Here is a 26068-nt window from a genome sequence, read left to right as displayed (position 1 = left end):
CGCGTACCGAAACGGCCTCCGTACCGCCTCTTGCTCCGGGGCCCGCCGCAGCGGATTCGGCAGCTGTCTGCGCCTCGTACCAGCGCCATCGGGCGCCGTGACGGCAGCGCGACCGTGCCCACCTGTCCGATCTGACAGCTTGAAATTCCGCGATCAATCCAAATCACGATGCAAAAATGTGTTGCGTGGCACACTTTTTGCTGCTCCGTGCGCTACCGCCCGCGACGGCGGCCCTGTCGCATGCCGCTGCCCGGAGCCCTTTCTGAAAGCCGCGCCCCATCCCTTGCTGAAGCCTGCCCCGCTGATCCTTGCCTTCAGCTTGGCCAGTCTTGCGGCCGCACTCCCCCTCGCCGCAGCCGCCCAGTCCACAAGTGACGCACTGCGTCACGGAGTGATCGAAAGCGAGGCCCTGATGGCGGCCGCCACTGAATCGCGCCGCAAGGCCGAGTGGCCGCAGGCACTCGATCTGTATGCGCAGGTACTGCAGTTGCGGCCGGGCCATGCGCCGGCGCTGCGCGAGCGCGCTCTGACCCTGCAGCTGCAGGGTGCGGCGCTCGAGGCCTGGCGCCAGTACCGCGCGCAGCCGGCTCTGTTCAGCGCCACCGAGGCCCTGGGCTTCGAGCTCGACGCCCTGGCCCGCCGCCTCAACTGGGCCCAGCTCGAGGCCGATCCGCAGCGGCGTGAGGCCCTGCTGCTGGCGCTGCTCGATGAGTACAGCGCGCTGGAGTCAGGGCCGGCGGCAGCCGATGCCGGCGCCCTGCAGCGCCTGCGCAACGACCGTCTGCTGGTGCTTCAGCTGCTCGGCCGCCACGCCGAAGTGATCGCCCAGTTCGAGCAGCGCGCAGAGCAGGACATCGCCCTGCCCGCTTGGCTGCGCCTGCCGGTCGCCGACTCGCTGATGGCGCAGCGCGAGCCCGCGCGCGCGCAGGCCCTGCTCGAAGCGGTGCTGGCCGACGAGCCGGCCCAGGCCACCGCCCACGTGCTGCTCGCCTATGCCCTGCTGGAGCAGGAAAAGCACGACGAGGCGCGCGACCTGCTGGCGGACTGGCGCAGGGCGCAGCCGCCCTTCGATGCGGAAGGCCGCGCGAACTGGGCGCACGCCGGCGTCGATCTCAACAGCGTGCTGATCGACAACTTCAGCGAACAGATCCATGCCGCACATGCGCGGATCGCCGAACTCAGCGATCTCTCCCCACTCGATGCCGGCCTGCTGGAAGCCCGCGCCGGCATCGAGCGCCGTCGCGGCTGGGCCGAGCAGGCGCTGCTCAGCGCGCGAATGGCGATCACCGAATCGCCCGACTGGGTGCTGCCGCGCGCCGCCGAGATCGAGGCCCTGCTGGATCTGGATCGCGTGCGCGAGGCGCGCACCAAGCTCGACGCCTTCATCGCCACGCACGGCGAGCATCGGCAGGCGCAGGGCGTGCAGCAGCGCTGGCAGCGCCGGCAGGGCGCGCAGTGGAACCTCGAGGCCCTGCGCGCGCGTTCGACCCTGTTGGACGAAGCCAGCAGCGGGCCGCTGGGCCCCGGCGGCAACGCCGAGTTCCGCGCGCTCGCGCACTGGCAGGGCCCGCTGCTCGACGACGCCTGGCGTCTGGGCGCGCTGGCCGGCGTGCACTGGGCGGATTTCCAGGGACAGCGCATCGAGCGCCAGCGCGCCGCGTTCACCCTGAGCCGCCAGCAGGATCGGCTCGGATTCGGCCTGGAGGCCGGCCGCACGTTCGACGACTTCGTGCGCGAGACCACCATGGGCGGCTGGCTGCGCTATCGCCACAGCGATGTCTGGCGCAGCTCGATCGCGCTCTGGCGCCACGCGCCCTTCGCCTCGCTGCAGGCGCGCGCCGCCGGCATCCGCGCCGACGGCATCCAGCTCGGCCTGTCCCGCAGCTCCGATGAGCGCAGCCGCAGCGGCCTCAGCCTGGAGCAGCTGCGCTACGAGGACGGCAACGTGCGAACCAGCGCTTACCTCGCGCATCGCCAGCGGCTGCGCGCGCAGCCGCGCGGCGAGTGGTACACGCGCCTCGGCCTCGGCGCCGGCCGCGCCAGCCGCGAGGACGCGCCGTATTTCAACCCGCGCCGCGACGCCAGCGCCGACGCCGGCCTCACCCTCGACCGCGTGCTGACCCGCGAATACAGCGAGGCCTGGCGCCTGCGCATCGATGTCGATGTCAGCCGCGGCTGGCAGGACGGCTACGGCAGCCACTGGACCCCGGCCATCGAAGTGATGCCGCGCTGGCAGTGGCGCATCGGCCACGAGGCCAGCCTGGGCCTGCGCTGGAGCCGGCCGGTCTACGACGGCCGCCGCGAAGAGCGCTGGGCGCTGGTGCTGCGCATGGGAGGTGGCGAGTGAGCCGCCTGCTCCTGAGCGTTCTGCTGCTGATGCTGTCGGCGCCCGCGTACGCCGAGCTGCGGGTGCTGCGCTTTGCCGACGTGGTGGCCGAGAACCGCAACGCGGGCAACGAGCGTCTGTCGCGCGAGCAGCTGACCGCTCGCTTCGACTGGCTGGCCCATCAGGGCTATCGGCCGGTCAGCCTGCAGCAGGTGCTGGAGGCCCGCAGCGGCGGTGCGCCTCTGCCCGAGCGCGCCCTGCTGCTCAGCTTTGACGGCGCGCATCGCTCGCTGGAAACCGAGGTCTGGCCGCTGCTGCGCGCCTTCGGCTGGCCGGCCGTGGCCGCGGTGCCGACGGCCCGCATCGGCATCGACCGCGATCGTCTCGACTGGGCCGCGCTGAAGCGCATCGCCGAGGAAGGCTCGATCGAATTCATCAGCGCCGGTCACGCACTGGACACGCGCTGGTCGCAGGCTGAGGACACAGCGCCCCTGCCGGCGCGCGCCTGGCGCCGCTTCGACGGCAGTGCGCTGGAGTCCACGGACGCGTACGCAGCGCGTATCGAGGCCGAGCTCAAGGCCAGCGTCGACGCGCTGCAGGCCCAGCTCGCCCATGCACCGCGCGCCATCGCCTGGCCGCAGGGCGCCTGGTCACCGCAGGGCATGCGGCAGGCGAATGCGCTGGGGCTGGCGCTGGGCTTCGACCTGTCGCGTCCGCGGACACGGTCGGACGCCCTGTCCGTGCTGGGCCGCCTCGATGTCGCCAGCGAGGCCAGCCTTGCCGACTTCGTCGCCGAACTCGCGCTGCATCGCACGCGCGCCTTCCGCGCCGTGCAGGTCGACCTCGACTCCGTCTACGACGTCGACCCGGCCCAGCTCGAACGCAATCTCGACGCGCTGGTCGCGCGCATCGACGCGATCGCGCCCACCCATGTCTGGCTGCAGGCCTTTGCCGACCCCGACGGCGACGGCGCCGCCGATGCGCTGTACTTCGGCAACCGCCATCTGCCGGTGCGCGCGGAGCTGTTTCCGCGCGTCGCCGAGCTGCTGCGTCGCAAGACCGGCGTGTCGGTGCACGCCTGGCTGCCGGTGCTGGGCTGGCACTGGCCCGAAGGCGCCGACGCGCCGCGCCGCATCGCGGCCTCGAATGCCGGCGAGATCCCGCGTCTCGACCCGACCGATCCGCGCACGCTGCAGTACGTCGGCGAGCTCTACGCCGATCTCGCCGCGCGCGCGCCGATCGACGGCCTGCTCTTCCACGACGACGCCTTCCTGCGCGAGGACGAGCTGCGCGAGGCGCTGCCCGACGAGGCCCAGCGGGTCAAGGCGCTGATCGACTTCACCCTTGCCCTGGAGGCCGCCGCCGAAGCGGAGCGTCCGCGTCTCGAAACCACCCGCAATCTCTACGCGCGGCCGCTGCTGGAGCCCGAAAGCCGCGCCTGGTTCGCCCAGGACCACGCCTCGATGCTGGCGGCCTACGACCGCGTCGCGCTGATGGCGATGCCGCACATGGAAGGCGCAGCCGACGCAGGCGCTTGGCTGCTCGATCTCGCCGCCCGCGTCGAAACCGCGGACCGCGGCTTCCAGCGCACCGTGTTCGTGCTGCAGGCCCGCGACTGGGCGGCGGATCGCGCGATCGACGATGCCGAGCTGGTCGACCAGGCGCGCCAGCTGCGCGCCCGCGGCGTGCGCCACCTCGCCTACTACCCGGACGACTTCATCAGCGGCCAGCCCGCCCTGCGCGCCGCCCGCGCGGTGGCGAGCGCGCGTCGCTTCCCCTACCTGCGCGACACGGCGGGGAGCAGGCCATGAGCTGGCTGCAGAGTCCCGAGTTCCTGAGCCTGTTCTTCGGCTTCGCCTTCTACTACCCGGCGACCATGTCGATCGTCTGGATGAGCGGCGGGCTCTACTACTTCCTGCGCCGCGAGCGCCACGAGCCGCCGCGCCACCAGCCACCGGAGATGGGCGAGTACCCGTTTGCCAGCCTGTTGGTGCCCTGCCACAACGAGGGCCCCAACTGCGAGGACACGATCTCCGCACTCGCCGCGCAGATCTATCCCGACTTCGAGATCATCGCGATCAACGATGGCTCGACCGACGACACCGCCGAGCACCTGAACCGCCTGACCGCGCGCTTTCCGCGTCTGCGGGTGATCCACCTGAGCCGCAACCTCGGCAAGGCCAACGCCCTGCGCATGGGCACGCTGGCGGCCCGCGGCGAGTACCTGATCTGCGTCGACGGCGACGCCATGCTCGACCCCTGGGCGACCCGCTGGATGGTCTGGCACCTGGCCTCGGGCCCGCGCGTGGGCGCGGTCACCGGCAACCCGCGCATCCGCAACCGCAGCACCCTGCTGGGGCGGCTGCAGGTCGGCGAGTTCAGCTCGATCATCGGCATGATCAAGCGCGCCCAGCGCGTCTACGGCCGCATCTTCACCCTCTCGGGCGTGATCGCCGGCTTCCGCAAGACCGCGCTTGAGCGCATCGGTTTCTGGAACGAAACCATGATCACCGAGGACATCGACATCAGCTGGCGCCTGCAGCTGGATCACTGGGACATCCGCTACGAGCCCAATGCCCTGTGCTGGATCCTGATGCCGGAGACCTACAAGGGCCTGTGGAAACAGCGCCTGCGCTGGGCCCAGGGCGGCGTCGAGGTACTGATGAAGCACGCCGGCAGCCTGCTCAGCTGGCGCAAGCGGCGCATGTGGGGCGTGCTGGCCGAGTACTTCTTCAGCGTGATCTGGGCCTACGTGATGCTGGGCATCCTGATCCTGTGGGCGCTGGGCCTCGTGTTCCCGATGCCGCCGGCGCTGTACGTCGACAGCATCCTGCCGCGTTGGCACGGCATGGTGCTGGCGCTGATCTGCATGAGCCAGTTCGCGGTGTCGATGATCATCGACCGCCGCTACGAGGCTGGCGTCGGCCGCAACTACTTCTGGATGGTCTGGTACCCGATCGCCTACTGGCTGCTCAGCCTGTTCACCACCGTGGTGGCGGTGCCCAAGACCCTGTTTCGGGGCCAACCCAAACGCGCGACCTGGGTCAGCCCGGATCGGGGCGTGCAGTGAGCCGCCCGATGGAAACCCTGAACCCGGCCGCCCAGATCGCGGCCTCGGCCCACCAGGCCAAGCCGAGCGGCCCGCTCATCGTGGTACCGGAGAAGGTCAGCTGGCGCCAGCGCACGCTCTCGCACCTGCTGACCAGCGCCGCCTGGGCCGCCTACTTCTGGCTGATTGCCCCCCTGCTCACCACCCTGGCCTGGGCCCTGGGCCTGCGCTACGCCTGGTTGGAGCTGACCGCACCGCTGCTGACCGGCGACGGCATGCCCGGCCTGCTGCTGCCGATCCTGGGCGGCGGCGGCGTCGCCGTGCTGCTGCTGTGGGCCGAGTTCAACCGCTGGCGCTTCACCGGCGTCGAGCGCCGCAAGACCACCCCGCCGGTCTCCGATGCCGTGGTCGCCGCCGCGCTCGGTGCCCCGCTCTCGCTGCCGCACGAACTGCGCACCAGCTTCGAGACGCTGCCGGTGGTGGTGCTGCAGATGAACGAGCAGGCCGAGCCCGAGGGCTTCGTCGCCACGCTGGAGCCGCCCAAGCCGCTGCGCCGGGTCATGAAGTGAGTCCACAAGGTGGGCCTTGGTCCACCGACGGGCGTGTTGGGTGGGCCCCACCCCGCCCATGGCTGAAATCTCCGACCAACCGGAATCGAAGTCCCGACGATAGGCGCGACGTGTTGACGTCGACATCCCCCCTCGATCGCCCTATGCACCGGGCCAGCGTCAAGCCCATGGTGGGCCAGGTCCCAGCCCATGAAGGGCGGGTTTGCGAACCCGGGACCATCGACACTGGCTGCTGCAGCGCGATCGGCGCGGCAATGGGGCTCCCGCCAGACGGAGCCATCGCCATGTCCAAGCGCACACCGAGCAACCAGGATCCGGAGGGTCTGCGCCTGCCGATCAAGCTGGACAGCGCCAGCAACGGCGAGTTCGTGCCGGTGCCGCTGGCACCGCATCACCTGTATGCGAACCGCCTGGCCCTGGAACAGGCCACGAAACACGCGAGGCGTCTGGGTCTGCGGCGGCGCGAGTTCATGATCTCGGCCTGCGGTGCGGCCAGCACCCTGCTGGCCATGAACGCGGCCTTCGCCGCCACCGGCAAGACCGGCGGCCATTACGCGCTGCCGACCGAGGCCGCGCTCGACGAAGCCGCCGCGCAGTCGGTGCTGGCGGGCAACGAGTTCATCTTCGATGTGCAGGGCCACTTCGTGAACCCGACCGGGGCCTGGACGCGGCGCCTGCCGGAGGGCGCACGCCCGCTGGCCAGCTTCGAGGCGCAGAGCTGCGCCGCGGCCTCGCTGCCGGGCAATCTCGACCGTCTGCAGTGCTTCGGGCCGGATGCCTTCCTGCGCGACATCTTCATGGACTCCGACACCGACCTGATGGTGCTGAGCTTCGTGCCCAGCACCCGCGAGGGCGAGCCGCTGACCATCGAGGAGGCCGCCGCCACCGCGCGCATCGTCGAGACGATGCAGGGCACGCATCGGCTGTTCCTGCACGGTCGCGTCAACCCCAACCAGAAGCACGACATCGAGGACATGGAGCGGCTGGCGCGCGAGTTCGGCATCAGCGCCTGGAAGACCTACACCCAGTGGGGCCCGGACGGCTCGGCCGGCTTCTGGATGGACGACGATGTCGGCCTGGCCATGATCGAGGAAGCGCGCCGACTCGACGTGCGCAATATCGCCATCCACAAGGGCCTGCCGTTTGGCCCGCGCAGCTACGAGCACAGCACCTGCGCCGACATCGGCCGCGTCGCCAAGCGCTATCCCGACGTGAACTTCCTCATCTACCACTCGGGCTTCGTCACCGACAAAGCGGAAGGCCCCTACGACCCGCAGCGCACGGACGGCATCGATGCGCTGATCACCTCGGTGATGGCGGCGGGTCTGGGGCCGGGCAGCAACGTGTACGCGGAGCTGGGCTCGACCTGGCGCTTCCTGATGCGCGATCCGGACTCGGCCGCGCACGCGCTGGGCAAGCTGTTCAAGCACCTTGGCGCCGGCAATGTTCTATGGGGCACCGATTCGATCTGGTACGGCAGCCCGCAGGACCAGATCCAGGCCTTCCGCAGCTTCCAGATCAGCGAGGAGTTCCAAGAGCGCTACGGCTACCCGGCAATCACACCGGAGATGCGCGCGCAGGTGTTCGGGCTCAATGCGCTGAAGATCTACCGCGTGCCACAGGACGTGCTCGATAGGCACATCAAGGGCGACGCCGTGACCGCCGCGCGCGCGAACTACCGCAACGCGCCGGACCCGGCCTTCCGCACCTACGGGCCGAAGACGCGGCGCGAGTTCATGAACTTTCTGGCCTGGGGTGGGTAGCCGCTTTGATCAGCGCGATCCACCGCGACAACGGGGCGCGCGTTTCGCCCCGAGAGCAAGCCTTCAGAGACGCCTGAGCGCCCGCCGCGACTGGCGACGCCACGCGCGTGGCGTGATGCAACCGAGGCGGGCGTCGAGCTGCGGTGGGCCAGGGCCCATCCTATTGACGCGGTTCATAGGGTGGGCCCCGGCCCACCATGGACTCCAGCTTCCCGAGCACCCGGCAAGCACACGCGCGTCGCGCCGCAGCGAGCTGCCGGCGTGTTCCAACGCCGCTCCCGCTACCGCGAGCGCACACGGCGCCGGCGATGCCCGCGACTACTCCCCGCCCCGCCCTGCGACATCGGTGATCTCGCCCAGCGCTTCCAGCACGCTGGTCGCGAACGCGCCGGCCGGCAGGAAGAACGCGATCTCCAAGGTCTGCGCGTCCTCGAAGCGCCACTGGAGCTCGCGCACCGGCAGCCGCAGCGCGCGGCGCTCCTGCTTGAGGTCAACGGATTCCAGTCCCGCGCGCAGCGCCTCGAACTGCGTCGCGCAGTCCGTCTCCAGTTCGGCAAGTCCGCCGGCACAGCGCAGGGCGCCGCTGCCCCACAGCGGCCCGGTCGGATGGATGTCCATGCGCTGCGCGCGCTCGACGAGGTCGGGCGTGATCGGCTCGGGCCCGAACACGCTGTGGCTGCCGTCGAGCATGCAGACCTCGCCCTCGACCAGCCGGTCCCAGTCACCGCGCTGCACGCGCGCAGCGAGCACGGCGTTGAAGATCGCCGAGCGCGCCGACGACAGCAGGATCGAGCGCTCATCGCGGTCGACGCGGCGGCCGGCGAACATCGCTTCCGCGGCCTGCAGGTTGCGGCCGTCGCGACCGAAGCGCTGCGCGCCGAAGTAGTTGGGTACGCCGCGCGCGGCGATGTCGGCGAGGCGCTGTTCGATGGCCTCGCGGGCGCCGTCGACCCCGCGCAGGCGCAAGTGGAAGCGGTTGCCCTTCAGCGCCCCGCGCGGCAGCTTGCGGTTGTGCCAGGCCTGTTCGATCAGCACGGCCTCGGCGTCTTCAAACGCGGTGGCCGGGGCGATGCGCTTGGGCAGGTGCAGGCTGAACCACTGGCGGGTCACCGCGTGGCGATCCTTGAGCCCCGCATAGCCCACGCCCATCGGCGCGATACCGGCCCACTTGGCCAGCTGCTTGGCGATCCAGCCGGTGTTGGCCTGACGTTTCTCGATGCAAACGAACAGGTGCTCACCGCCGCCACCGGGGGCGAAGCCCAGCACCTCGTCGACGCGGAAATCCTCAGGCCGCTCACGGATGCGCGCGCTCAGCACCGCATCGCCCAGCGCACGCGGCCGCTCCGGCACCGCGCTCATGCGCCCGCCTTCTGCAGCAGGGCCACGGCCTGGGCGGCGATGCCTTCCTCGCGACCGGTGAAGCCGAGCTTCTCGCTGGTGGTGGCCTTGACGCTGACGGCATCGGCTTCGATGCCGAGATCCGCCGCCAGGTTCGCGCGCATGGCCTCGATGTGCGGCAGCAGTTTGGGCCGCTCGCAGACCACGACGCTGTCGACATTCACCACTGCCCAGCCGCGCGCCTTCAGCATCGCCCGCACGGCGCGCAGCAGATCGCGGCTGTCCGCGCCCTTCCAGCGGTCGTCGGAGGGCGGGAAATGCTTGCCGATATCGCCCAGCGCCAGCGCGCCGAGCAGGGCATCGCACAGGGCATGGATGAGCACGTCGCCATCGGAGTGGGCGACGAGGCCGCGTCCATGGGCGATGCGCACGCCGCCGAGAGTCACGAACTCGCCGGGGCCGAAGGCGTGGACGTCGTAGCCGGTGCCGATGCGGAACATGGCGGTTTCCTTGGAATGCGGGCGATGCGGGGCGCGGATGGTGGTGCAGGCCGAGCAGCACCGCAAGCGCGGCAGCCCGGCTGAGGCTCAGAACAGGCCAGGCTGCTCGGGTAGGGGTGCCGAACGCGACCTGCGGGGCGAAGCGGGCGGCGCTCGCCCGCGCTCGACTTTCAGCACAGGCGTCTGCAGCGAAAGTGCGAAGGCTTCGGCTTCAAGCAGGGACAGATCCAACCAGTGCCGCGCCTGCTCGTGTGCGACCAGCACCGGCATGCGGTCGTGCACCTCGGCGACCTGCCCGCGCGCATCGCACGTGAGAATCGTGAAGCTCTCGACCGCCGCGTCGCCGCGCTGCCAGCGCTCCCACAGGCCGGCGAACAGCAGGGCCCCGCCGGCTGCGGGCTCGAACAGGTGCGGGACCTTGCGGCCGGCCTCCTCGCGCCACTCGTACCAGCCCGAGGCCGGCACCAGGCAGCGCCGCGTGCGGAAGGCACCGCGGAACACCGGCTTCTCGGCGACGCTTTCAACGCGCGCATTGAAGGACGAGAACTTTGTTGACGAGGTCTCCGACCACGCCGGCACCAAGCCCCAGCGCAGGCGCGCAGCGCGCAGCACGCCCTCGGCATCGGGCCGCAGCACCCAGGCCAGCGCGGTCGGCGCGATGTTGAGCTCGATGCCGGGCGGTGCTTCCGGCTCGATCATCGGCAGCGGCGTCGCCGCGGCATGGACCTCGGCCCAGGTCGTGGCGTTGGTGTAGCGACCGCACATGGCTCGGGTTCGGCAGTGGGCAGGCGACAAGGCTAGCGCGTTGTGGCGTCGGGGCCGAGCGCGGCTGCGGGTGCTGCCTGCGCGGTGCGCAGCGCGCTGGGCATCGAGCGCTGAGCGCTTAGCGCCGTGCCTCGTTACTCGCGCGTCTTCCCTCTTCCCTCTTCCCCCTTCCCCCTTCCCTCTTCCCTCTTCCCGCGCAAGTCGTGCGTCGCGCGTCGTATGGCGTATGGCGTATGGCGTATGGCGTATGGCGTATGGCGTGGCGTGGCGTGGCCTGCGTCCTCGAGTGTGTCTTGGAGTGTGAGGTGTGGTGCGGGCAGCACCCTCGAATCAAGCGCCGCGCTGAAGCCCGCTGCCCTTCTCCCCGCGGGAGACGCTGCCGCGCAGCGCCGGATGAGGGGCCGTTCGGAGCGCCGCGCTCCAACACACCGTCGACTGCGGCACACTGCCTGACCCACGCCACGCAGAGACACACCGCATGCGCAGACTCGGCCTGATCGGCGGCATGAGCTGGGAGTCCACCGCGCTCTACTACCGGGCCCTCAACGAAGGCGTGCGTGCACGTCTGGGTGGGCTGCATTCGGCCGAGCTGCTGCTGCACAGCGTCGACTTCGCCGGCATCGAAGCCCTGCAGCGCACGGGCGACTGGATGCAGGCAGGCGAGGTGCTGGCCGAGGCCGCACTCGGCCTGCAGCGCGCCGGCGCCGAAGGCCTGCTGCTGTGCACCAACACCATGCACAAGGTCGCGCCGGCCATCGAAGCGCGCTGCACCCTGCCCCTTCTGCACATCGCCGATGCCGCTGGGGCGGCCATCCGCGCTGCGGGCCTGCAGCGCGTGGCCCTGCTCGGCACCCGCTTCACCATGCGCGAGGCTTTCTACCGCGAGCGCCTGCACGAGCGCTTCGGGCTCGTGGTTGAGGTGCCGGACGAGGCCGCGCAGGACGGGATCGATCGGGTGATCTTCGATGAGCTGTGCTTGGGCCGCATCGAAGAGAGTTCGCGCGCGCGGTACCGCGAGGTCTGCGCGGATCTTCTGGCTCGCGGCTGCGAGGGCGTGATCCTGGGCTGCACCGAGATCGGTCTTCTGCTGGGGCCCGGCGATGTGCCCGCACCGCTGTTCGATACCGCGGCGCTGCATGTCGAGGCCGCGCTGGACTGGGCCCTGGCCTGACCCACCGCCAAGCGGCGCGGCGCCGTCACGCGCGACGTGCGGCGCGTTGGCGTATCCAATCCGCGACGACTGATCCTGGTGGTTCCTCGCAGCGAAAGCCGCGCGGCGGCCAGAGGTTTCCTCATCGGCGCGCGCGTGCCAGCGCAGGCACGCCCCCGGGCTTAGCGCTGCTCAAGCTCCGCGCGGTTGACCTCGCGCACCAGACGGAAGCCGACATCGTCGTAGCCATGCGCGGGATCCACCGCCGCCTCGCGCTCGCGCTCCGGCTGTTCGGCCTCACGACGCCCAAAGCCCAGCAGAGGTTGGCGCGCGCAGCCATCGGCGCAGGGCGCGCTCCACTCGCGCACCTGGTCCGGGCGGGCGCAAGTCGCCGGCTGGGTCCGACAGGCCTCGGCCGCCGCAGCCACCGGCAGACCCTGCCACTCCTGCGCCACGGGCAGGCGGTAGCGCCGGCCTTCCTGCTGGCCCAGCCACTGCGCGTAGGCCTCGGCATCCGCCAGGCTGACGCAGACCACCGGCTCCGCGGCGGCCTGGTCGAAGCCCGGCGCGTCCCAGCGTCGCTTGCGCAGATTGAAAGCGGCACTGCGGATCTTGCAGCTGGCGGCAGCTCGCCCGGTGGCGGCCACGAAGCGCGCGTAGTCGCTACGGCTGATCGGCTCGACGAAGCCCGCGAGGCCCGGACGCTCGCCCTGCGGCAGGCGCAGCAGCTGCTGGGCGGGGGTGCCCGCGAGCCGCTGGCCGACGCGCGCCTGCACGATCCCCCGCGACCACTCGGGCTCGAGCGCAGCCGCGGCGATCGACAGGGTCTGCGCCTGTGCCCGCGCGGCGCGCAGCGCCTCGACATCGCCGGCCGTGTGTGCGGCGCGCAGGCGCTCGCGCAGCCACTCGCGCGGCGCCTGCTGCAGCGTTTGCCAAGCCTCGCTGTCGGCCAGCGACAGCGCCTGCGCCAGCCGCAGCGCGGCCTCGTGCAGCCGGCGATCGGGTTCGGCCGCGCCGGCAGCGAAACTCTTCTCGACGTAGGGCTGCGCCGCGGCCAGCCAGGCTTCGCCCAGCCGGGAGAGCTCGCGCGCCTCGGCCCCCAGCGCCTGCGCGCGCAGCAGCGATTCGTGGGCATTGGCACCCGGCGGCTGTGTGAGGCGGCGCTGGCGGATCTGCAGCCCGGCGAAATGCAGGGCCTGCTGCACCGGCGGCAGCGCGGCGATGGCGGGATCGATGCCGGCATCCGCGGTCTCGGCCGCCTCCAGCGGCTCGCCGGCGGACAGCTCCGGCAAGCCCTCGACATCGACGGGACCCGCCGACGGCAGGGCGGTCGCCGGCGTCTGCGCGGGCAGCGTCGCGGGTGTGATCTGAGCTTGGGCCGGCGCCTCGCTGCCTGCAGATTCCGGTGCAGGCAGAGCTGCCCGCGTGGGCGTGGCGGCAGGCTCGGCAATCGCCTCGATGGCGTCGACCACCGCCGCGGTACTGCCGCGCTGGTTCCAGGCCTGCCAGGCCACGACCAGGGCCAGCACCAGCACCACGAGGGCGGCACTCGCGACGAACAGCGGGTTGATCGCACGCTTGGGGGCCGCCGGCAGCGCGGCGCGGGGTGCGGTGATGGTCTCGTCCGGCGGCAGTGCGGGCGCACCGGCCTCCAGCCGCGCCTGCTCGATGCGATCGAGCGCGGCCATCATTTCCTGGGCGCTGCCGAAGCGGGCGTCCGGCATCTTCGCCAGGGCGCGGTCGATGAAGGCCTGCCAGTGCGCCTTGTGCGGTGGCAGGCGCGGGATCGGATCGACGGAATGGCGCACCGCCATCTGCAGCGGCCCTTCCGCCTGGAAGGGCAGCTCGCCGATCAACTTGTCGTAGGCCAGCACACCAATGCTGTAGAGGTCGGCCCGGCCGTCGACCTTTTCCCCGCGCGCCTGCTCCGGCGCCATGTGCGTGGCGCTGCCCAGCGCAAAACCGCCGTCGGTGACCCGGCTGCGGTCGCCGCGATGCATGGCGATGCCGAAGTCGGTCAGCAGCGGGCGATCGACGTTGTCGAACAGCACGTTCTCGGACTTGATGTCCCGATGCACCACGCCGCGCTCGTGGGCGTAGTCGAGCCCCCACAGCAGGGCGCGCAGGATGGCGATCAGGCGAGGTTCGTCCTCGGTCAGCTCGCGCTGGCCCAGGTGCCCGCGCGGCAGGAAGGGCATGACGTAGTAGAGCAGGCCGAGTTCGGTGCGGCCGACGTCGTGGATGCTGACGATGGCGGGATGCTGCAGCTTGGCGATGGTGCGTGCCTCGCGCTCGAAGCGCAGCTTGCTGATCTCGTCCTTCAGCGCGGTCGGCGCGATGACCTTGATCGCCACCTGCCGGTCCAAAGACTCCTGCACGCCGAGGTAGACATAGGACATGCCGCCCTGCCCCAGGCGGCGCAGCACGCGGTAGCCGGGGATGTCGGGCATGTAGGCCGACAACAACTCGGACAACTCGTCGGGCGAGAGATCGGGCGTGGGCGTAGGGGTGGCCATGGGAGGCAGTGGACAGACTGGCGGCGAGGATACGCGGGTTGCCGTTGCAAAAGTTCACCGGGCTGCGCAGTTTGGACAGCCGCCCGGGTCCGGCGCCTCGCCCGGCGCCCCACGCACCCGCGCCAGGCCCGGATCACACGCCGGCGTATGGAGCATGGGCGCCAGCCGGCACGGGCGCAGCGCCCCGCCTACAATCTGCGCCCTTTCCACCCACGAGGAACCCCCATGCAGCTCAACGACGTCCGCGCCATCGTCACCGGCGGCGCCAGCGGTCTCGGCCTTGCCGCCGCCCGCCATCTGGCGGCTCAGGGTGCCAGGCTGGCGCTGTTCGATTTGAGCGAAGAGCGCGGCCAGGCCGCGGCCGCCGAACTGGGCGCGCACTTCTTCCGCGCCGATGTCAGCAACGAGGCGGATATCAGCACGCAGGTGGCGGCGGCGCGCGAGGCGCTGGGCGGGCTGAATGCGGCGATCAACTGCGCCGGCATCCTCGGCGCAGGCCGCGTGCTCGGCAAGGACGGTCCGATGCCGCTGTCGCAGTTCGAGACCACGGTGCGGGTCAACCTGATCGGCAGCTTCAACGTCGCCAAGGCGGCCGCTGCGCTGATGCAAACGAACGAGCCCAATGCCGAGGGCGAGCGTGGCGTGATCATCAACACCGCCTCGATCGCCGCCTATGAGGGCCAGATCGGCCAAGCCGCCTACTCGGCCAGCAAGGGCGGCGTGGTCGGCATGACCCTGCCGATGGCACGCGAGTTCGCTCGCGTCGGCATCCGCGTGATGACGGTGGCGCCGGGTGTGTTCCACACGCCGATGGTCGATGGCATGCCGGAGCAGGTCTATGCCTCGCTGTGCGCGCAGGTGCCCTTCCCGTCCCGTCTCGGCCGGCCGGACGAATTCGCCGATGCCATCGCCTTCATCCTGCAGAACAGCTACATGAACGGCTCGGTCATCCGGGTCGATGGGGCGATTCGTCTGGCGCCGAAGTGAGGACACAGATCGCGCTGGGCGCGGGTGGCGCTGTGTGCTCCCCCTCTCCCCAAGCTCTCTCCCGCGAGGGGAGAGGGGCTTCAAGCGGGGCGCTTTTGGAGCGCTGACGGATGCTGCCCCCTCTCCCCAACCCCTCTCCCACAAGGGGAGAGGGGCTTGAAGCTGGGGCGCCTTTGGAGCGTTGAGGGACGCTGCCCCCTCTACCCACCCCCTCTCCCGCGAGAGGAGAGGGGCTTGAGGCTGGGGCGCTTCTGAAGCCCTGCGGGGTCCGCGCTCGACGCGAAGCCAGCGCTGCGCTCAGCTCAACCACAGCCGCGCGTACTGCTGCGGGCTCAGGCCCAGCACGCTGCGGAAGCTGCGGCTGAAGTGGGCGGCGTCGGCGAATCCGGTGTCCGCGGCCAGGTCGGTTAAACGCGGTGCGGGCTGCTGCTGGAGTCGGTGCAGGGCTTCGTGCAGGCGGTAGCGGGCGAGAATCCACTTGGGGCTCGCGCCGACCCAGTCGGCCAGAAGGCGCTGCAGTTGGCGCAGGCTGAGGGCAGCACGTTCCGCCCAGGCATCGGCGCGCAGCAGTTCGCGATCATCGCGCGCGGTGTCGATCAGGACGGCGAGCTGAAGTTGCTCCTGCGCCAGCCTGGGCAGCGCGCGCTCAAGCGTCCCTTCGATCGCGTCGAAGCGCGTGTCCAGACTCCCGCCCGCGAGTTCACCGAACAGGCGCGGGCCCAGTTCACGCGCGAAGGCGAGCGCCGGCAACGCCCTCGCCGGCTGGATCAGATCGCGCAGGCCGGAGACGGGCGCACCCCAGTAGGCGCGGAAGCCTTCGGGACGGAACTTGATGCCCAGCACTTCACCCTGCGGCGCGAGATCGCGCTGCCACAGGCGCTTATGGGGCCCGGTGAGCGTGCTGGTGTCCGCTTCGAAGGTCCAGTGCACGCAGGGGTGGGGCACGGTGGCGACGCGCTGGGCGGCGCCTGCAGGCAGTCGCCACTGCACACACCACAGATGCTCGACAAAGGGCTGCAGGGCAGCTGAGGGCGCCCGCCGCAGATGGGTGAACTCGCCCGGCGGAAGCGGCGTGGCGACCCCGCGCACGGGCCGCAGGCCCAAGCCCCCCGTGGGTTGTCGCGTTTGTTCAAGCGGGTCACGCACGGCTCTGTTTGAATGGCCTCGCTGCATCCCTGCCCTGCCCCGCGCGCTGCGCGCCCTGCCATGGACGATCATCATGCGACAGCCCGATGGCTCCCGCACTTTCTCTGCCGACGATGCCTTCCGCTTCGCCATGCGTGCCTCAGCCCTGGCCGTGATGCTCTGCGCCGGCGCAGCGATGCCCGCACGCGCTGCCGACCGCCCCCTCAAGGATTCCGAAATGAAGACCATCAGCGGCCGCTTCGAAGTGAAGCTGACGCCCGAGCCCGGCGAGCTCGATGCCGAGGGCATCGCAAGTTTCCGATTGGACAAGCGCTACGAAGGGGCGCTGACCGCCGAGGCCAAGGGCCTGATGACGGCGCATCACGCCACCATCGCCGGCTCGGCGGGCTATGTGGCGATCGAGCGCGTGCGCGGCACCTTGGACGGCCGCAGCGGCAGCTTCGTGCTGCAGCACAACGGACTGATGTGGGGAGAGACGCGCCAACTCTCGATCGAGGTGATTCCCGACTCGGCGGAGGGCGAACTCGCCGGCCTGCGCGGACGCATGGGCATCCGCATCGAGGACGGCGCGCACTTCTACGACTTCGAGTACAGCCTGCCGACCCAGTAGGGCGATGGCAACGGGATCGATCGATTGGGGCGGGTCTCGTTCGCAGCCCGCGCCCACCTGTGCTGGGCGAGGAAAGCGAGTCTCCAGAGGATCACTGATCGTCCAGTGCGCCCAGAGTCAGGCACGGCTGCATCGACTTTCGAAGCGTGCCGACTCAGAAGCAGATCGCGTGCAACCCGAATGAACGTTGCCCCGCAAAGAGCCTGCACCCCGCAAATGCTCGGGCGTGCGGCTTGGCCCTGGACTCGGGCTCTCCACCCCTGCCTTTGCAGGAAGACCCTTGGCGCGGGTAACGCATCGGGGAACTCTGCAAGAGCTGCGGATCCGCCGCGGGCTGCCATGGGATTCCGGGAGACGCATCAGACGTCGCCTGACCCGCACCGTGCAACTCCACGGACGCCACCCTGCGAGGGCGGGGGCCTGTGCGTCCGCTTCCGAACACTGGCGTCCGGAAGCGGACGACGCGACAGACGGCATGATCGCAAAGCGGCAGCGGTTGGCTCTCTGTTCGCAGAGGCGGTTTTGCTACACCAAACGACAACAGAGGGCCCTTTGCTGCTCGGTTTTCTTCTCTGCAAGGTGACTTCCACGAGCGCCGAATCTGGAGATCCAGATTTGGCTGGGCGGCGGGAATCACCGCATGGGCACGCTCCTTGCTGAGCACTGCAGAATGAAAGCGGCGCGCATGGAGCGCACCGCCGCCACCGGAACCTGCCCCATGAAAGCCCTTCAGCTCGCCCTGCGTCGCCTGTCGCGAGCGCCCGGATTCAGCCTCGTCGCCCTTGCCAGCCTCGCGGTGTGCTGCGCCGCCAACCTGATGCTCTTCGCCATCGTGCATTCGGTGCTGTTGAAACCGCTGCCTTTTCCCGAGGCTGAGCGCCTGGTGACGGTCTACAACAGCTATCCGAACGCCGGCCTGCCGCGCAATCCAGCCTCGGTGCGCGATTACTTCAGCCGGCGCGAATCCATCCCGGCGTTCAGCGCGGTGTCCAGCTATCGTCCTGGCGTGGAAACGCAGGGCGAGCCGGGTGCCGTCAGCCGCATGGGCGTGCTGTACATCACGCCGGACTTCTTCGACACCCTCGGCGTCGACCTGGCCATGGGGCGGGTCTTCGATGCGGCGGCGATGGAGCCGGGCGGCCCACGGCAGGTCGTCGTCACGCACGCGTTCTGGCGCGATCACCTGCAGGGTGCGGCGCACCCCATAGGTCGCGAGCTGCGTCTTGGCGGCCGTTCGTATCAGATCACTGGCGTGCTGCCCGCGGGCTTCCACTTTCTGTCGCAGCGCGCGGATCTGTTCCTGCCGCTGGTCTCGAACGCGGAGCAGCGGGCGCTGAACGCGCTCCACGGTGTGCACGCGGAGATGATCGCGCGTCTGGCGCCAGGGGCCAGCGTGGAGCAGGCGCTGGCACAGTTGCAGGCGCACTACGAGGCGGATTCCCAGGGCTATCCCTGGGCCGAGCAGGTCGCCGCGGCGGGCTTCCGCCTGCATGTCGCCGGGCTGCATGCCGATCATGTGGCCGCGGTGCGTCCGCTGCTGCTCTGGCTGCAGGCCGGCGCGGGCTGTCTGCTGCTGGTCGGCCTGTTCAATCTGGTCAACCTGCTGCTGGTTCGACACAGCGCACGCACCGCCGAGCAGGCGGTGCAACACGCCTTGGGCGCACGTCAGCGCGATCTGCTCACGCCCATCGCACTCGAGAATCTCCTGCTCTGTGCCGCCGGCATCGGCCCCGGTGTCGTGCTGGCGCGCTTCGGGCTGCTCGCGCTCGCGCATTACGCGGCCGAGGCGCTGCCGCTCGCCGCCGGCGTCGAGGCGTCGTGGCCGGTGATGGCGCTGGCCGGCCTGCTGGTGCCGGTACTGGCCGCGGTGCTGAGCTTGCCGATCGCACTCGCCCAGCGCGGCGCCCTTCGCGGCCGCGCCGCGGCGGCGATGTCCAGCCGCAGCGAGTCACCGCGCGCGCAGCGCCTGCGCCATGGCTTCGGTGCGCTGCAGATCGCGGCCGCCTTCATCCTGCTGACCGGCGCCGCCGCCATGAGCCTCGGTCTGCGCTCGGCGCTGCAGACCGACCCGGGCTTCGATCCGCGCGGCGTGATCGTCGCCGAGCTCTCGCTCCCCGCGTCGCAGTACCCCGATGGCGCCGCGCGCCTGGCCTTCGCCGAACGCCTCGCCGAACGCGCAGGTCCAGGCCTCGATGCGCTCGGCTTCAGCACCAATGTGCCGGTACGCGGACGCAGCGGCGTCAATGACATGCAGTCCCTGCACGTCGTCGGTTTCACGCCGCAGCCGGGCGTCTCGCCGCTGCTGCACTTCCGCTATGGCGTGAACACCGATTACTTCCGCGCCATGGGCATTGACCTGGTGGAAGGGCGCACGCTGAGCGCGGCCGACCTGCGGGGCAGCTCGCGCCATGTCGTGGTTGACGAGGATTTCGCCCGCCAGTACTGGCCGCAGGGCCGGGCAATCGGACAGCGTCTGTTCGATGGACCGGATGCAGGCGCGGCCAGCGAGGCCTTCACCGTGGTCGGCGTGGTGCGCGCGGTCAAGCAGACCGAGCTGGGCGAGGACACGCGCAACGGCGTGGTCTATTTCCCCTACCCCTTCCTGGCCCATGCGGAGGTCTTCGTCTCGGCGCGAACGCGTGGCGATGAACGCAACGGCCTCGCCGCGCTACGTGCCCTGCTGCTGGAGGCGGATCCCACGCTGGCGGCCGATCGCATCGAGCCGATGCAGGCCCGCGTGGAAGCCACCCTGCTGCGCCAATCGCTGCCGGCGGCGCTGGCCTCCTTCTTTTCGCTGGCAGCGCTGGCCCTGGCCGGCCTGGGCTGCTTCGGCGTGTTGAGCTACGGCGTCAGCCTGCGGCGTCGCGAGATCGGGCTGCGGATGGCGGTGGGCGCACGCGGCATCCAGGTGGTTTCGCGCGTGCTGGCGAATGGGCTGCTGCTGCTTGCGGGTGGTGCGCTGTTGGGCACGGCCGTGATCGCCCTCGCAGCCTTCGTGCTGCCGTCCGTGGCGACAGATCTGCCGGCGCCTGCACTGCCTTCGATCGCCTTGAGCCTGGGCCTGTTGGCCGCGGTAAGCCTCATTGCCAGCCTGCTGCCGGCCCTGCGTGCCGCCTCGATTCCGCCCACGCTCGCCCTGCGCGGGCCCTGAGCCGGCCGTGCATCAGCCGGCCTGGATGAAGGCCTCGATGCGCGCACCATCCCAGCGATACAGCAGATGCGGCCCCTGCTTCACCGGGCCGATCAGGTCGGGGTAGAACAGGGCCACGCATTGGCCGCCGGGCTTGCGCACGCTGTCGAAGACGATGCCCTCGCTGCCCTTGTCGCGCAGGCGGGTCGCGAAGGCCTGGCTGATGGCGTAGCTGTACGGGTCGTGCAGGCGCGGCCAGTCGCCGCCTCGCACATCGTGCAGGTCGGCGCGGATGTTGCCCTGGTAGCTGCGCATCTGCAGGTCGATCGGCGGTTCCTTCGAGGCGCGCAGGAAGCGCTCGCGGTGGTAGACGGTTTCGGCAATGGCGGTGGGCAGCTCGCGCGCTGCGTAGTAGGCGCCGAACTTGGCCGTCGAGAAGCGTCCACCGTCAGGATGCACGTGGGTGAAAGCACTCATCACCGGCGTGGTGCCCGGCCCGCTGACCCGTCGCTCGGGCGGGATGCGGCGCAGATGGCCGAGCTGCTCGCGCAGGCGGTCGTTGGTCAGGGCTTCGAGCGCGAACACGGCATCGAGGTCGGCCGGATCGGCGACCGCGTCGAACAGCCCGCGCGGCGGAAAGATCGAGGGCACGATGCGATGGCTGGGCCGCCAGACCACCGCCGCCAAGGGCGGAGTCGCGGGATCGCTGCGCCTCATCCGCCGCGCTCGGCGTCGAGGTACTGGCGCACCCGATACAGGTCGACCACCTGCCCGCCCAGCATGTGCTCCAGCGGTGTTTGCCCGCCGAAGGGCGAGGCGGTGTTCGGCCGCTTGACCCAGGCATCGGCTCGCTCGGGCACTGGCAGCAGCACCTGCAGGGCCTTGTAGATGCCGAGCAGGTAGCTCAGGCGCTCGATCAGATCATGCGGGACGATGCCGATGTCGCCGCGCTTCCAGCGGAAGAAGGTCGAGCGCGCCGGCGAGCCGAGCAGCACCTGTTCCTGCCGCGTGTCCAGGCCCCAGCGCTGGGCGATGTTGAAGAAGGTGCGCAGGCCGGGTCCGGCGAGGTCTTCCAGTGACCGAGCCGATTCCGGCGCGGCGCGGGTTTCCGCGACACGGCTGGGGTTTCTGGAGTGGATAGCGGTCACGGCTTTAGTCTCGATCTGGACTTGAGCGCCAGTCTGATCCTGATCCAAACCCAAGACAAGCCCTGGTCAGAGAGCTGCGCCGCGCCCCCCGCGTTCACCATCGCGAACTCAGGGCAACACCCACTCCGGCCGCACCCAGTGGCAGGTGTAGCCGCTCGGATACTTCTGCAGGTAGTCCTGGTGCTCGGGCTCGGCCTCCCAGAAGGGGCCGGCGGGTTTGACCTCGGTGACGACCTTGCCCGGCCAGCGGCCGGAGGCATCGACGGCGGCGATGGTCTCAAGCGCGATCGCGTGCTGGCGCTCGTCCAGCGGGTAGATGCCCGAGCGGTAGGACAGGCCGCGGTCATTGCCCTGGCGATTGAGCGTGGTCGGGTCGTGGATCTGGAAGAAGAACTCGAGCAGCTGGCGATAGCTGAAGATCGCCGGATCGAACACGATCTCGATGCCCTCAGCGTGCGTGCCATGGTTGCGGTAGGTGGCGTTCGGCACATCGCCGCCGGTGTAGCCGACGCGGGTGCGGATCACCCCGGGCAGGGCGCGGATCAGCTCCTGCATGCCCCAGAAGCAGCCACCCGCGAGGATCGCGGTTTCGGTCGTGGACGTGTTCATGCGTGCTCCTTTGTCAGGGCCACCGCGTTGATGCAATAGCGCAGGCCAGTGGGCGGCGGGCCGTCCGGGAACACGTGCCCCAGGTGGCCATCGCAGACCGCGCACAGGGTTTCGATGCGGTGCATGCCGTGGCTGAGGTCTTCAACGTAGGCGACGACGCCCTCGATCACCGGCGCGGTGAAACTGGGCCAGCCGGAATGGCTTTCGAACTTGCTGCTGGCATCGAACAGCAGGGTGCCGCAGCCGGCACAAGCGTAGCGACCGGGCTCGAACAGGCTGCATATCCCTGACGAGAAAGCGCGCTCGGTACCGTGCTGGCGCAGCACGCGGAACTGCTCGGGCGACAAGCGCTCGCGCCACTCGTCTTCGCTAAGGTCAACGCGACGCGGCGGCGGGGGATTCCCGCGGCGGGCCCAGGTCAGGACCTGGTTCCAGGTAGGTGTGGCAACGGCATTGGACATGGATCGACTCCTGAGCGCCTTTCGATGGAGCGCAAGCCTAAGGAGTGTGCCGCGAGACGACGTGATTGCCCCTCAGGCTGTCCAGCGAACCCCGGCCCCCGCGCGCAGCGCTCGGGCGCTCATCGGCGCACGGACCGGTGGTCCGCAAGCGCGCCGCGTCGCTCCCGAATCCCGGCTCTCAAGCCACGGGTTCGAAATACAGGGCGTTGGCAATCGCCGGGCCGGTATCCAGGTAGTGATCCAGCAGCAGGAAGGCGAACAAGGCCATCAGGTAAACGATGGAATAGTTGAACACCTCCATCGCGAAGCGCTCCGACGGCGGGTTCAGCAGGCGCAGGGCGTAGTACAGGAACACCGCGTTCAGCACCAGCGCGCCCCCCACGTAGAAGCTGCCGCTCATGCCGGTGACCCAGGGCAACAGCGTCGCGGCGATCAGCAACAGGGTGTAGAGCAGCACCTGCACCCGCGTGTACTCGACGCCATGGGTGACCGGCAGCATGGGCACACCCGCCCGCGCGTAGTCGTCGCGGCGGAAGATCGCCAGCGCCCAGAAGTGAGGCGGCGTCCAGATGAAGATGATCAGGAACAGCAGCAGGGCATAGGGATGCACCTCACCCGTGGCCGCGGCCCAGCCGAGCACCGGCGGGGCTGCGCCCGCCGCGCCGCCGATCACGATGTTCTGCGGGGTCGCTCGCTTGAGGTAGGCCGTGTACACCACCGCGTAGCCGATCAGCGAGGCGAAGGTCAGCAGGGCGGTGAGCACGTTGACGAACAGCACCAGCACCAGCATCGAGGCCGCGCCCAGGGCCAGGGCGAAGGCCAGTACCTGCCAGCCCACCAACTCACCCGAAGGCAGCGGGCGGTGCTGGGTGCGCGCCATCACCGCATCGATGCGCTGGTCGATCAGGTGGTTGATCGCCGCCGCCGAGGCCGCCGCCAGCCAGATGCCGAGGTTGCCGAAGATCAAGGCCTGCCAGGGCGGCAGGCCGGGCACGGCCAGCAGCATGCCGACGAAGGCGGTGAACACGATCAGGGCCACGACCTTGGGTTTGGTCAGCGGCCAGTACTGGCGGAAAGCGGAAGTCATGCGGTGCAAAGCCTGAGGCCCGGCCGCCCTGGCTGCAAGCCAAGGCGGGTCCGGGCCGGGTGGAAACAGCAAAACGAGATGTGCAGTTTTCGCCCGGCGCCGCCGCGCGCGGCTCGGGCCTGGCGACTCAAGCGGCCTGCGGCCGCAGGCGGGCGAGCAGGCCCACCAGCAGGAAGAGCAGCATGGCGGCGACCACGTTGTGGGCGGTGGCGACGGGCAGCGGCAGGCCGGCCACGACATTGGTGATGCCCAACAGCACCTGCAGGCCCAGCACCGCCATCAGCCCCCAGCCATAGTTCGGCAGGCCTTCGGCATTCAGTCGGCGCGCCAGCCAGACGAGATAACCGACGACGACCAGCGCGAACATGCGGTGCATCATCTGGATGGCCGTGCGCGCCTCGGGGTCGAGCACACCGCCTTCGTAGTCGACACCGATGCCGCGCCAGAGCACGGCGGCTTCGGCGAAGTCCATCTGCGGCCACCACTGGCCCAGGCAGGTCGGGAAGTCGGTGCCGCAAGCAAGCGCGGCATAGTTGGCCGAAACCCAGCCACCGAGCGCGATCTGTACCGCCACGACGCCCACGCCCAGCCACAGCAGCGGACGGATGCGCAGCGTGGGTAGCTGCGGGATGGCGGCGTTGGTGGACGAGCGCAGCGCCATCCAGCTCAACAGACAGAACATGGTCATGCCGCCCAGCAGGTGCGACATCACCACGATGGGCTTCAACAGCCATGTGACCGTCCACAGGCCGAGCATGGCCTGGAAGATGATGAAGCCCAAGGTGAAGGTGGCGACCCGCGCCATGTCGGAGTTCGACCATCGCCAGGCGCTGGCCATGAGCGCAGCCTCGGCCACGATCACCAGAACCGACGAGGCCACGTAGTACTCGCGGACGTAGAGAAAGATCGCGCCCAGGATCAGAGCGCAGGAAGACAGCAGGATCTTCCAGGCGTGCGGGCGCGTGCGCGTGGCGATCAGAGCCAGCCCGAGTACCAGCAGGCCGAGAATCGCTGCGAGGTGCCGGTGCACCTGCTCCTTCCAGGCCTTCGGCACCTCGACCGGACGCTCGGGGAAGGCCTCGTTGGCGGCCGCGATATGCACTTCATGCTTGGGCCAGGTCAGCTTGCCGTAGCAGACCGGCCAGTCGGGGCAGCCCAGGCCAGCGTGCGACAGACGCACATACGCACCGAAGCCGATCACGCAGATCGCGAGCGCGAGGGTGATCCAGGCGAGCTTGTTGAAGCGGGGGTCGATCATTTACTTCACCAGTCGATCAAGGTCGCGACGCATGCGGTTGGCTTCGAAGCCCGCTGCATAAGTCACAACGAGGAAGCCGTTGTGGTCGATCAGAGCCGCTGCCATGCCGCTGCCGGCCACAGCATCGACCGGGATCTGGCTGCGCAGGGCCTGGGGCAGATCGATCTCGCGCAGACCCGCGAAACGCTCCAGCCCCTCGGGCCAACGCCCCGGCCAGAGCACGTCGAGCTTGTCGGCGCGCCGACCTTCCGAGATCCAGACCTTGTGAATGACATCGGCCTGCGCAAGACACTGGCTGTCGCAGGGCGCCGGCGGCAGCAGCAGCAGATGCCAGCGGCGCGCTTCAGGGTCCCACGGGTAGGCCGCGCCACCCACGGTCTTGAGCGGTATCGCCGACCAGTCCTGCGGCGGCTGCACCAGGGCGCCGTAGTTGCGCGTCTGGCCGGGCTGCCAGCCGCCAAAGCGCAGCACCACGGCGGTGACGAAGGGCGCGCCGAACAAGAGCACGATGAGGATGAGGACCAGCCGCGAACGTTGCTGCGGTGTCATGCGCGACTCCGGAAGAAAAGCAGGAAGGTGATGACCAGCGCGGCGAGCGAAAGCCCCGCCCACTGCAGGGCGTAGCCCTGGTGCTTTGCGGGCGGCAGTGTATTCGGCAGCACGTTCAGATCGCGCGCATGCCCGATCGGCATATCAGGATCGAGGCGCAGGAGACGCGGGACGATCTTGAGATTCAGCTGGCTCGACAGCTCCTCCGCATCGAGGTAGTTGATGAGACTCGGCGATGCAGTGGGCGCAGGATTGGGCGCCAGTCGAATGCCCTGGCCCGGCAGGCCGGTCAGCAGGCCACTCGCCTGGATGCGAGTCGGCAAGTCTGAGAGCGTCGGCAGGCTGCGGTCCGCGGCCATCGCGAGCCAGCCGAGATCCACCAGCAGCCAGCGCTCGGGTTCACCCGGCACGCGCGCCAGCGCGTACTCGCGCAGCCCAACGCGGCCCTCGCGCTGCTGGTTGTCCAGCAACAGCCTCGGTTGCGCACGCAGTTCCAGCAAGGAAGCCACGCGCACTGGCAAGTCGCGCGTTGCGGGGTCGGCCAGCGCCTCCCCGATGTCCCGTGCCGGCGCGCTGCGCGCGACCTCGACGCGGTCCAGCAGAGCTTGCTTTTCGGCCGAGCGCGACCACTGCCAGTTCGCCAGCCCGCAAAACAGCACGGCCAGGCCCAGCCCGAGTGCGGCGAGCAGGTAGTGGCGCAGCGGGCGTGGGCCCGCGCTCACGGCAGGTAGCCGCATGTCGGTGCGATACTGGAAACCGTCATTGCACAGGTGCCAGACATGGAAAAGCTGCTGATCGTCGCCTTCCTCGCGCTCATCCTCTACAACCTTGGCGCGGGCCTCTACTACATGATCGCGGACAAGGGCACGACGCACCGGACGGTGAACGCCCTGACCCGCCGCATCGGGCTGTCCGTGGGCCTGATCGTGCTGGTGCTGATTGGCATCGCCAGCGGCGTGATCCAGCCGCACGGCATCGGCGGCTGATCGGACACTTGCGGCTTAGCGCGGTCGCACGACGGACCTCAGCCACGCTTGTCGCAAGCTTCCGCGTAAAAGCAGCGAGGCCGGCGCATGCCGGCCTCGCGTGTTTTGGGTGATCCAGGCG

General features: G+C 69.9%; 23 protein-coding genes. 10 read left to right on the top strand and 13 right to left on the bottom strand.

Annotated features, from left to right (window positions below):
• Positions 1-283 precede the first annotated feature (283 nt).
• The 5 genes from BLP83_RS12995 (at position 284) to BLP83_RS12975 (ending at position 7707) form a co-directional block, all read left to right on the top strand.
• Positions 284-2347, top strand: coding sequence for a tetratricopeptide repeat protein (locus BLP83_RS12995; RefSeq protein WP_176764192.1), 2064 nt, complete (start codon positions 284-286; stop codon positions 2345-2347).
• Entirely contained in the window at positions 2344-4137 is a 1794-nt protein-coding gene (gene pgaB / locus BLP83_RS12990) for a poly-beta-1,6-N-acetyl-D-glucosamine N-deacetylase PgaB (protein ID WP_091243535.1), read from the top strand. The genes BLP83_RS12995 and pgaB overlap by 4 nt, the downstream gene beginning before the upstream one ends.
• A complete protein-coding gene (gene pgaC / locus BLP83_RS12985; RefSeq protein ID WP_091243532.1) occupies positions 4134-5396 on the top strand; it encodes a poly-beta-1,6-N-acetyl-D-glucosamine synthase in 1263 nt (420 codons plus the stop codon). The genes pgaB and pgaC overlap by 4 nt, the downstream gene beginning before the upstream one ends.
• An 8-nt stretch (positions 5397-5404) precedes the next feature.
• Positions 5405-5944: a poly-beta-1,6-N-acetyl-D-glucosamine biosynthesis protein PgaD gene (gene pgaD / locus BLP83_RS12980; protein ID WP_091243530.1), complete on the top strand. Its 540-nt coding sequence runs from the start codon at positions 5405-5407 to the stop codon at positions 5942-5944.
• Between the two features lie 284 nt (positions 5945-6228).
• Entirely contained in the window at positions 6229-7707 is a 1479-nt protein-coding gene (locus BLP83_RS12975) for an amidohydrolase family protein (RefSeq protein ID WP_091243528.1), read from the top strand.
• A gap of 318 nt (positions 7708-8025) precedes the next feature.
• Here BLP83_RS12975 and truD read toward each other — a convergent pair whose 3' ends face one another.
• From truD to BLP83_RS12960, 3 genes are all read right to left on the bottom strand, one after another.
• Positions 8026-9066 (bottom strand): tRNA pseudouridine(13) synthase TruD, encoded by a 1041-nt coding sequence (gene truD / locus BLP83_RS12970; RefSeq protein WP_091243525.1) that lies wholly within the window; start codon positions 9064-9066, stop codon positions 8026-8028.
• The gene (gene ispF, locus BLP83_RS12965) at positions 9063-9545 is read right to left on the bottom strand and encodes a 2-C-methyl-D-erythritol 2,4-cyclodiphosphate synthase (protein ID WP_091243520.1); all 483 of its coding nucleotides are present in this window, start codon (positions 9543-9545) and stop codon (positions 9063-9065) included. Before ispF ends, truD begins: the two co-directional genes overlap by 4 nt.
• Positions 9546-9632: 87 nt before the next feature.
• Positions 9633-10310: an SOS response-associated peptidase gene (locus BLP83_RS12960; protein WP_091243517.1), complete on the bottom strand. Its 678-nt coding sequence runs from the start codon at positions 10308-10310 to the stop codon at positions 9633-9635.
• A 478-nt stretch (positions 10311-10788) separates the two neighbouring features.
• On the opposite strand from BLP83_RS12960, the gene BLP83_RS12955 reads away from it, so the two are divergent.
• A complete protein-coding gene (locus BLP83_RS12955; RefSeq protein WP_091243515.1) occupies positions 10789-11481 on the top strand; it encodes an aspartate/glutamate racemase family protein in 693 nt (230 codons plus the stop codon).
• 161 nt (positions 11482-11642) lie between these two features.
• On the opposite strand, the gene BLP83_RS12950 is transcribed toward BLP83_RS12955, so the two are convergent.
• A complete protein-coding gene (locus tag BLP83_RS12950) occupies positions 11643-13976 on the bottom strand; it encodes a protein kinase domain-containing protein (protein WP_091243513.1) in 2334 nt (777 codons plus the stop codon).
• Between the two features lie 225 nt (positions 13977-14201).
• On the opposite strand from BLP83_RS12950, the gene BLP83_RS12945 reads away from it, so the two are divergent.
• Positions 14202-14963, top strand: coding sequence for an SDR family oxidoreductase (locus tag BLP83_RS12945; RefSeq protein WP_091243510.1), 762 nt, complete (start codon positions 14202-14204; stop codon positions 14961-14963).
• Positions 14964-15260: 297 nt separating this feature from the next.
• Here BLP83_RS12945 and BLP83_RS12940 read toward each other — a convergent pair whose 3' ends face one another.
• Positions 15261-16052: a helix-turn-helix domain-containing protein gene (locus BLP83_RS12940; protein ID WP_176764190.1), complete on the bottom strand. Its 792-nt coding sequence runs from the start codon at positions 16050-16052 to the stop codon at positions 15261-15263.
• Positions 16053-16182: 130 nt separating this feature from the next.
• Here BLP83_RS12940 and BLP83_RS12935 point away from each other — a divergent pair, with 130 nt between their 5' ends.
• Complete coding sequence (locus BLP83_RS12935; RefSeq protein WP_218121251.1) at positions 16183-16719, top strand: DUF3224 domain-containing protein; 537 nt, start codon at positions 16183-16185, stop codon at positions 16717-16719.
• A 718-nt stretch (positions 16720-17437) separates the two neighbouring features.
• Positions 17438-19870: an ABC transporter permease gene (locus BLP83_RS12930; RefSeq protein WP_176764189.1), complete on the top strand. Its 2433-nt coding sequence runs from the start codon at positions 17438-17440 to the stop codon at positions 19868-19870.
• Between the two features lie 12 nt (positions 19871-19882).
• Here BLP83_RS12930 and BLP83_RS12925 read toward each other — a convergent pair whose 3' ends face one another.
• The 8 genes from BLP83_RS12925 to BLP83_RS12890 all read right to left on the bottom strand — a co-directional run bounded on the left by BLP83_RS12925 (position 19883) and on the right by BLP83_RS12890 (position 25683).
• A complete protein-coding gene (locus tag BLP83_RS12925) occupies positions 19883-20566 on the bottom strand; it encodes an RES family NAD+ phosphorylase (protein WP_091243501.1) in 684 nt (227 codons plus the stop codon).
• Positions 20563-20997: an MbcA/ParS/Xre antitoxin family protein gene (locus BLP83_RS12920; RefSeq protein ID WP_245680040.1), complete on the bottom strand. Its 435-nt coding sequence runs from the start codon at positions 20995-20997 to the stop codon at positions 20563-20565. Before BLP83_RS12920 ends, BLP83_RS12925 begins: the two co-directional genes overlap by 4 nt.
• 108 nt (positions 20998-21105) lie before the next feature.
• Positions 21106-21606 carry a peptide-methionine (S)-S-oxide reductase MsrA gene (gene msrA / locus BLP83_RS12915; RefSeq protein WP_091243499.1) on the bottom strand — a complete coding sequence of 167 codons (501 nt, stop codon included), beginning with the start codon at positions 21604-21606 and terminating at the stop codon, positions 21106-21108.
• Positions 21603-22067, bottom strand: coding sequence for a peptide-methionine (R)-S-oxide reductase MsrB (gene msrB, locus BLP83_RS12910; protein WP_091243497.1), 465 nt, complete (start codon positions 22065-22067; stop codon positions 21603-21605). The genes msrA and msrB overlap by 4 nt, the downstream gene beginning before the upstream one ends.
• 178 nt (positions 22068-22245) lie before the next feature.
• Positions 22246-23154 (bottom strand): heme o synthase, encoded by a 909-nt coding sequence (cyoE, locus tag BLP83_RS12905; protein WP_091243494.1) that lies wholly within the window; start codon positions 23152-23154, stop codon positions 22246-22248.
• Between the two features lie 127 nt (positions 23155-23281).
• Positions 23282-24412: a COX15/CtaA family protein gene (locus BLP83_RS12900; RefSeq protein WP_091243492.1), complete on the bottom strand. Its 1131-nt coding sequence runs from the start codon at positions 24410-24412 to the stop codon at positions 23282-23284.
• Complete coding sequence (locus tag BLP83_RS12895; protein ID WP_091243489.1) at positions 24413-24961, bottom strand: hypothetical protein; 549 nt, start codon at positions 24959-24961, stop codon at positions 24413-24415.
• Positions 24958-25683, bottom strand: coding sequence for an SURF1 family protein (locus BLP83_RS12890; protein ID WP_176764188.1), 726 nt, complete (start codon positions 25681-25683; stop codon positions 24958-24960). Before BLP83_RS12890 ends, BLP83_RS12895 begins: the two co-directional genes overlap by 4 nt.
• Before the next feature lie 57 nt (positions 25684-25740).
• Here BLP83_RS12890 and BLP83_RS12885 point away from each other — a divergent pair, with 57 nt between their 5' ends.
• Positions 25741-25947, top strand: a complete 207-nt coding sequence (locus BLP83_RS12885) for a twin transmembrane helix small protein (RefSeq protein ID WP_091243485.1) — start codon at positions 25741-25743, stop codon at positions 25945-25947.
• Positions 25948-26068: the final 121 nt, after the last annotated feature.

It is taken from the genome of Aquimonas voraii (genome assembly GCF_900101825.1).
Taxonomy (GTDB): domain Bacteria; phylum Pseudomonadota; class Gammaproteobacteria; order Xanthomonadales; family Xanthomonadaceae; genus Aquimonas; species Aquimonas voraii.
The sequence above is the reverse complement of the archived record's forward strand: the minus strand, read 5'-3'. Positions and strand labels throughout refer to the sequence as shown.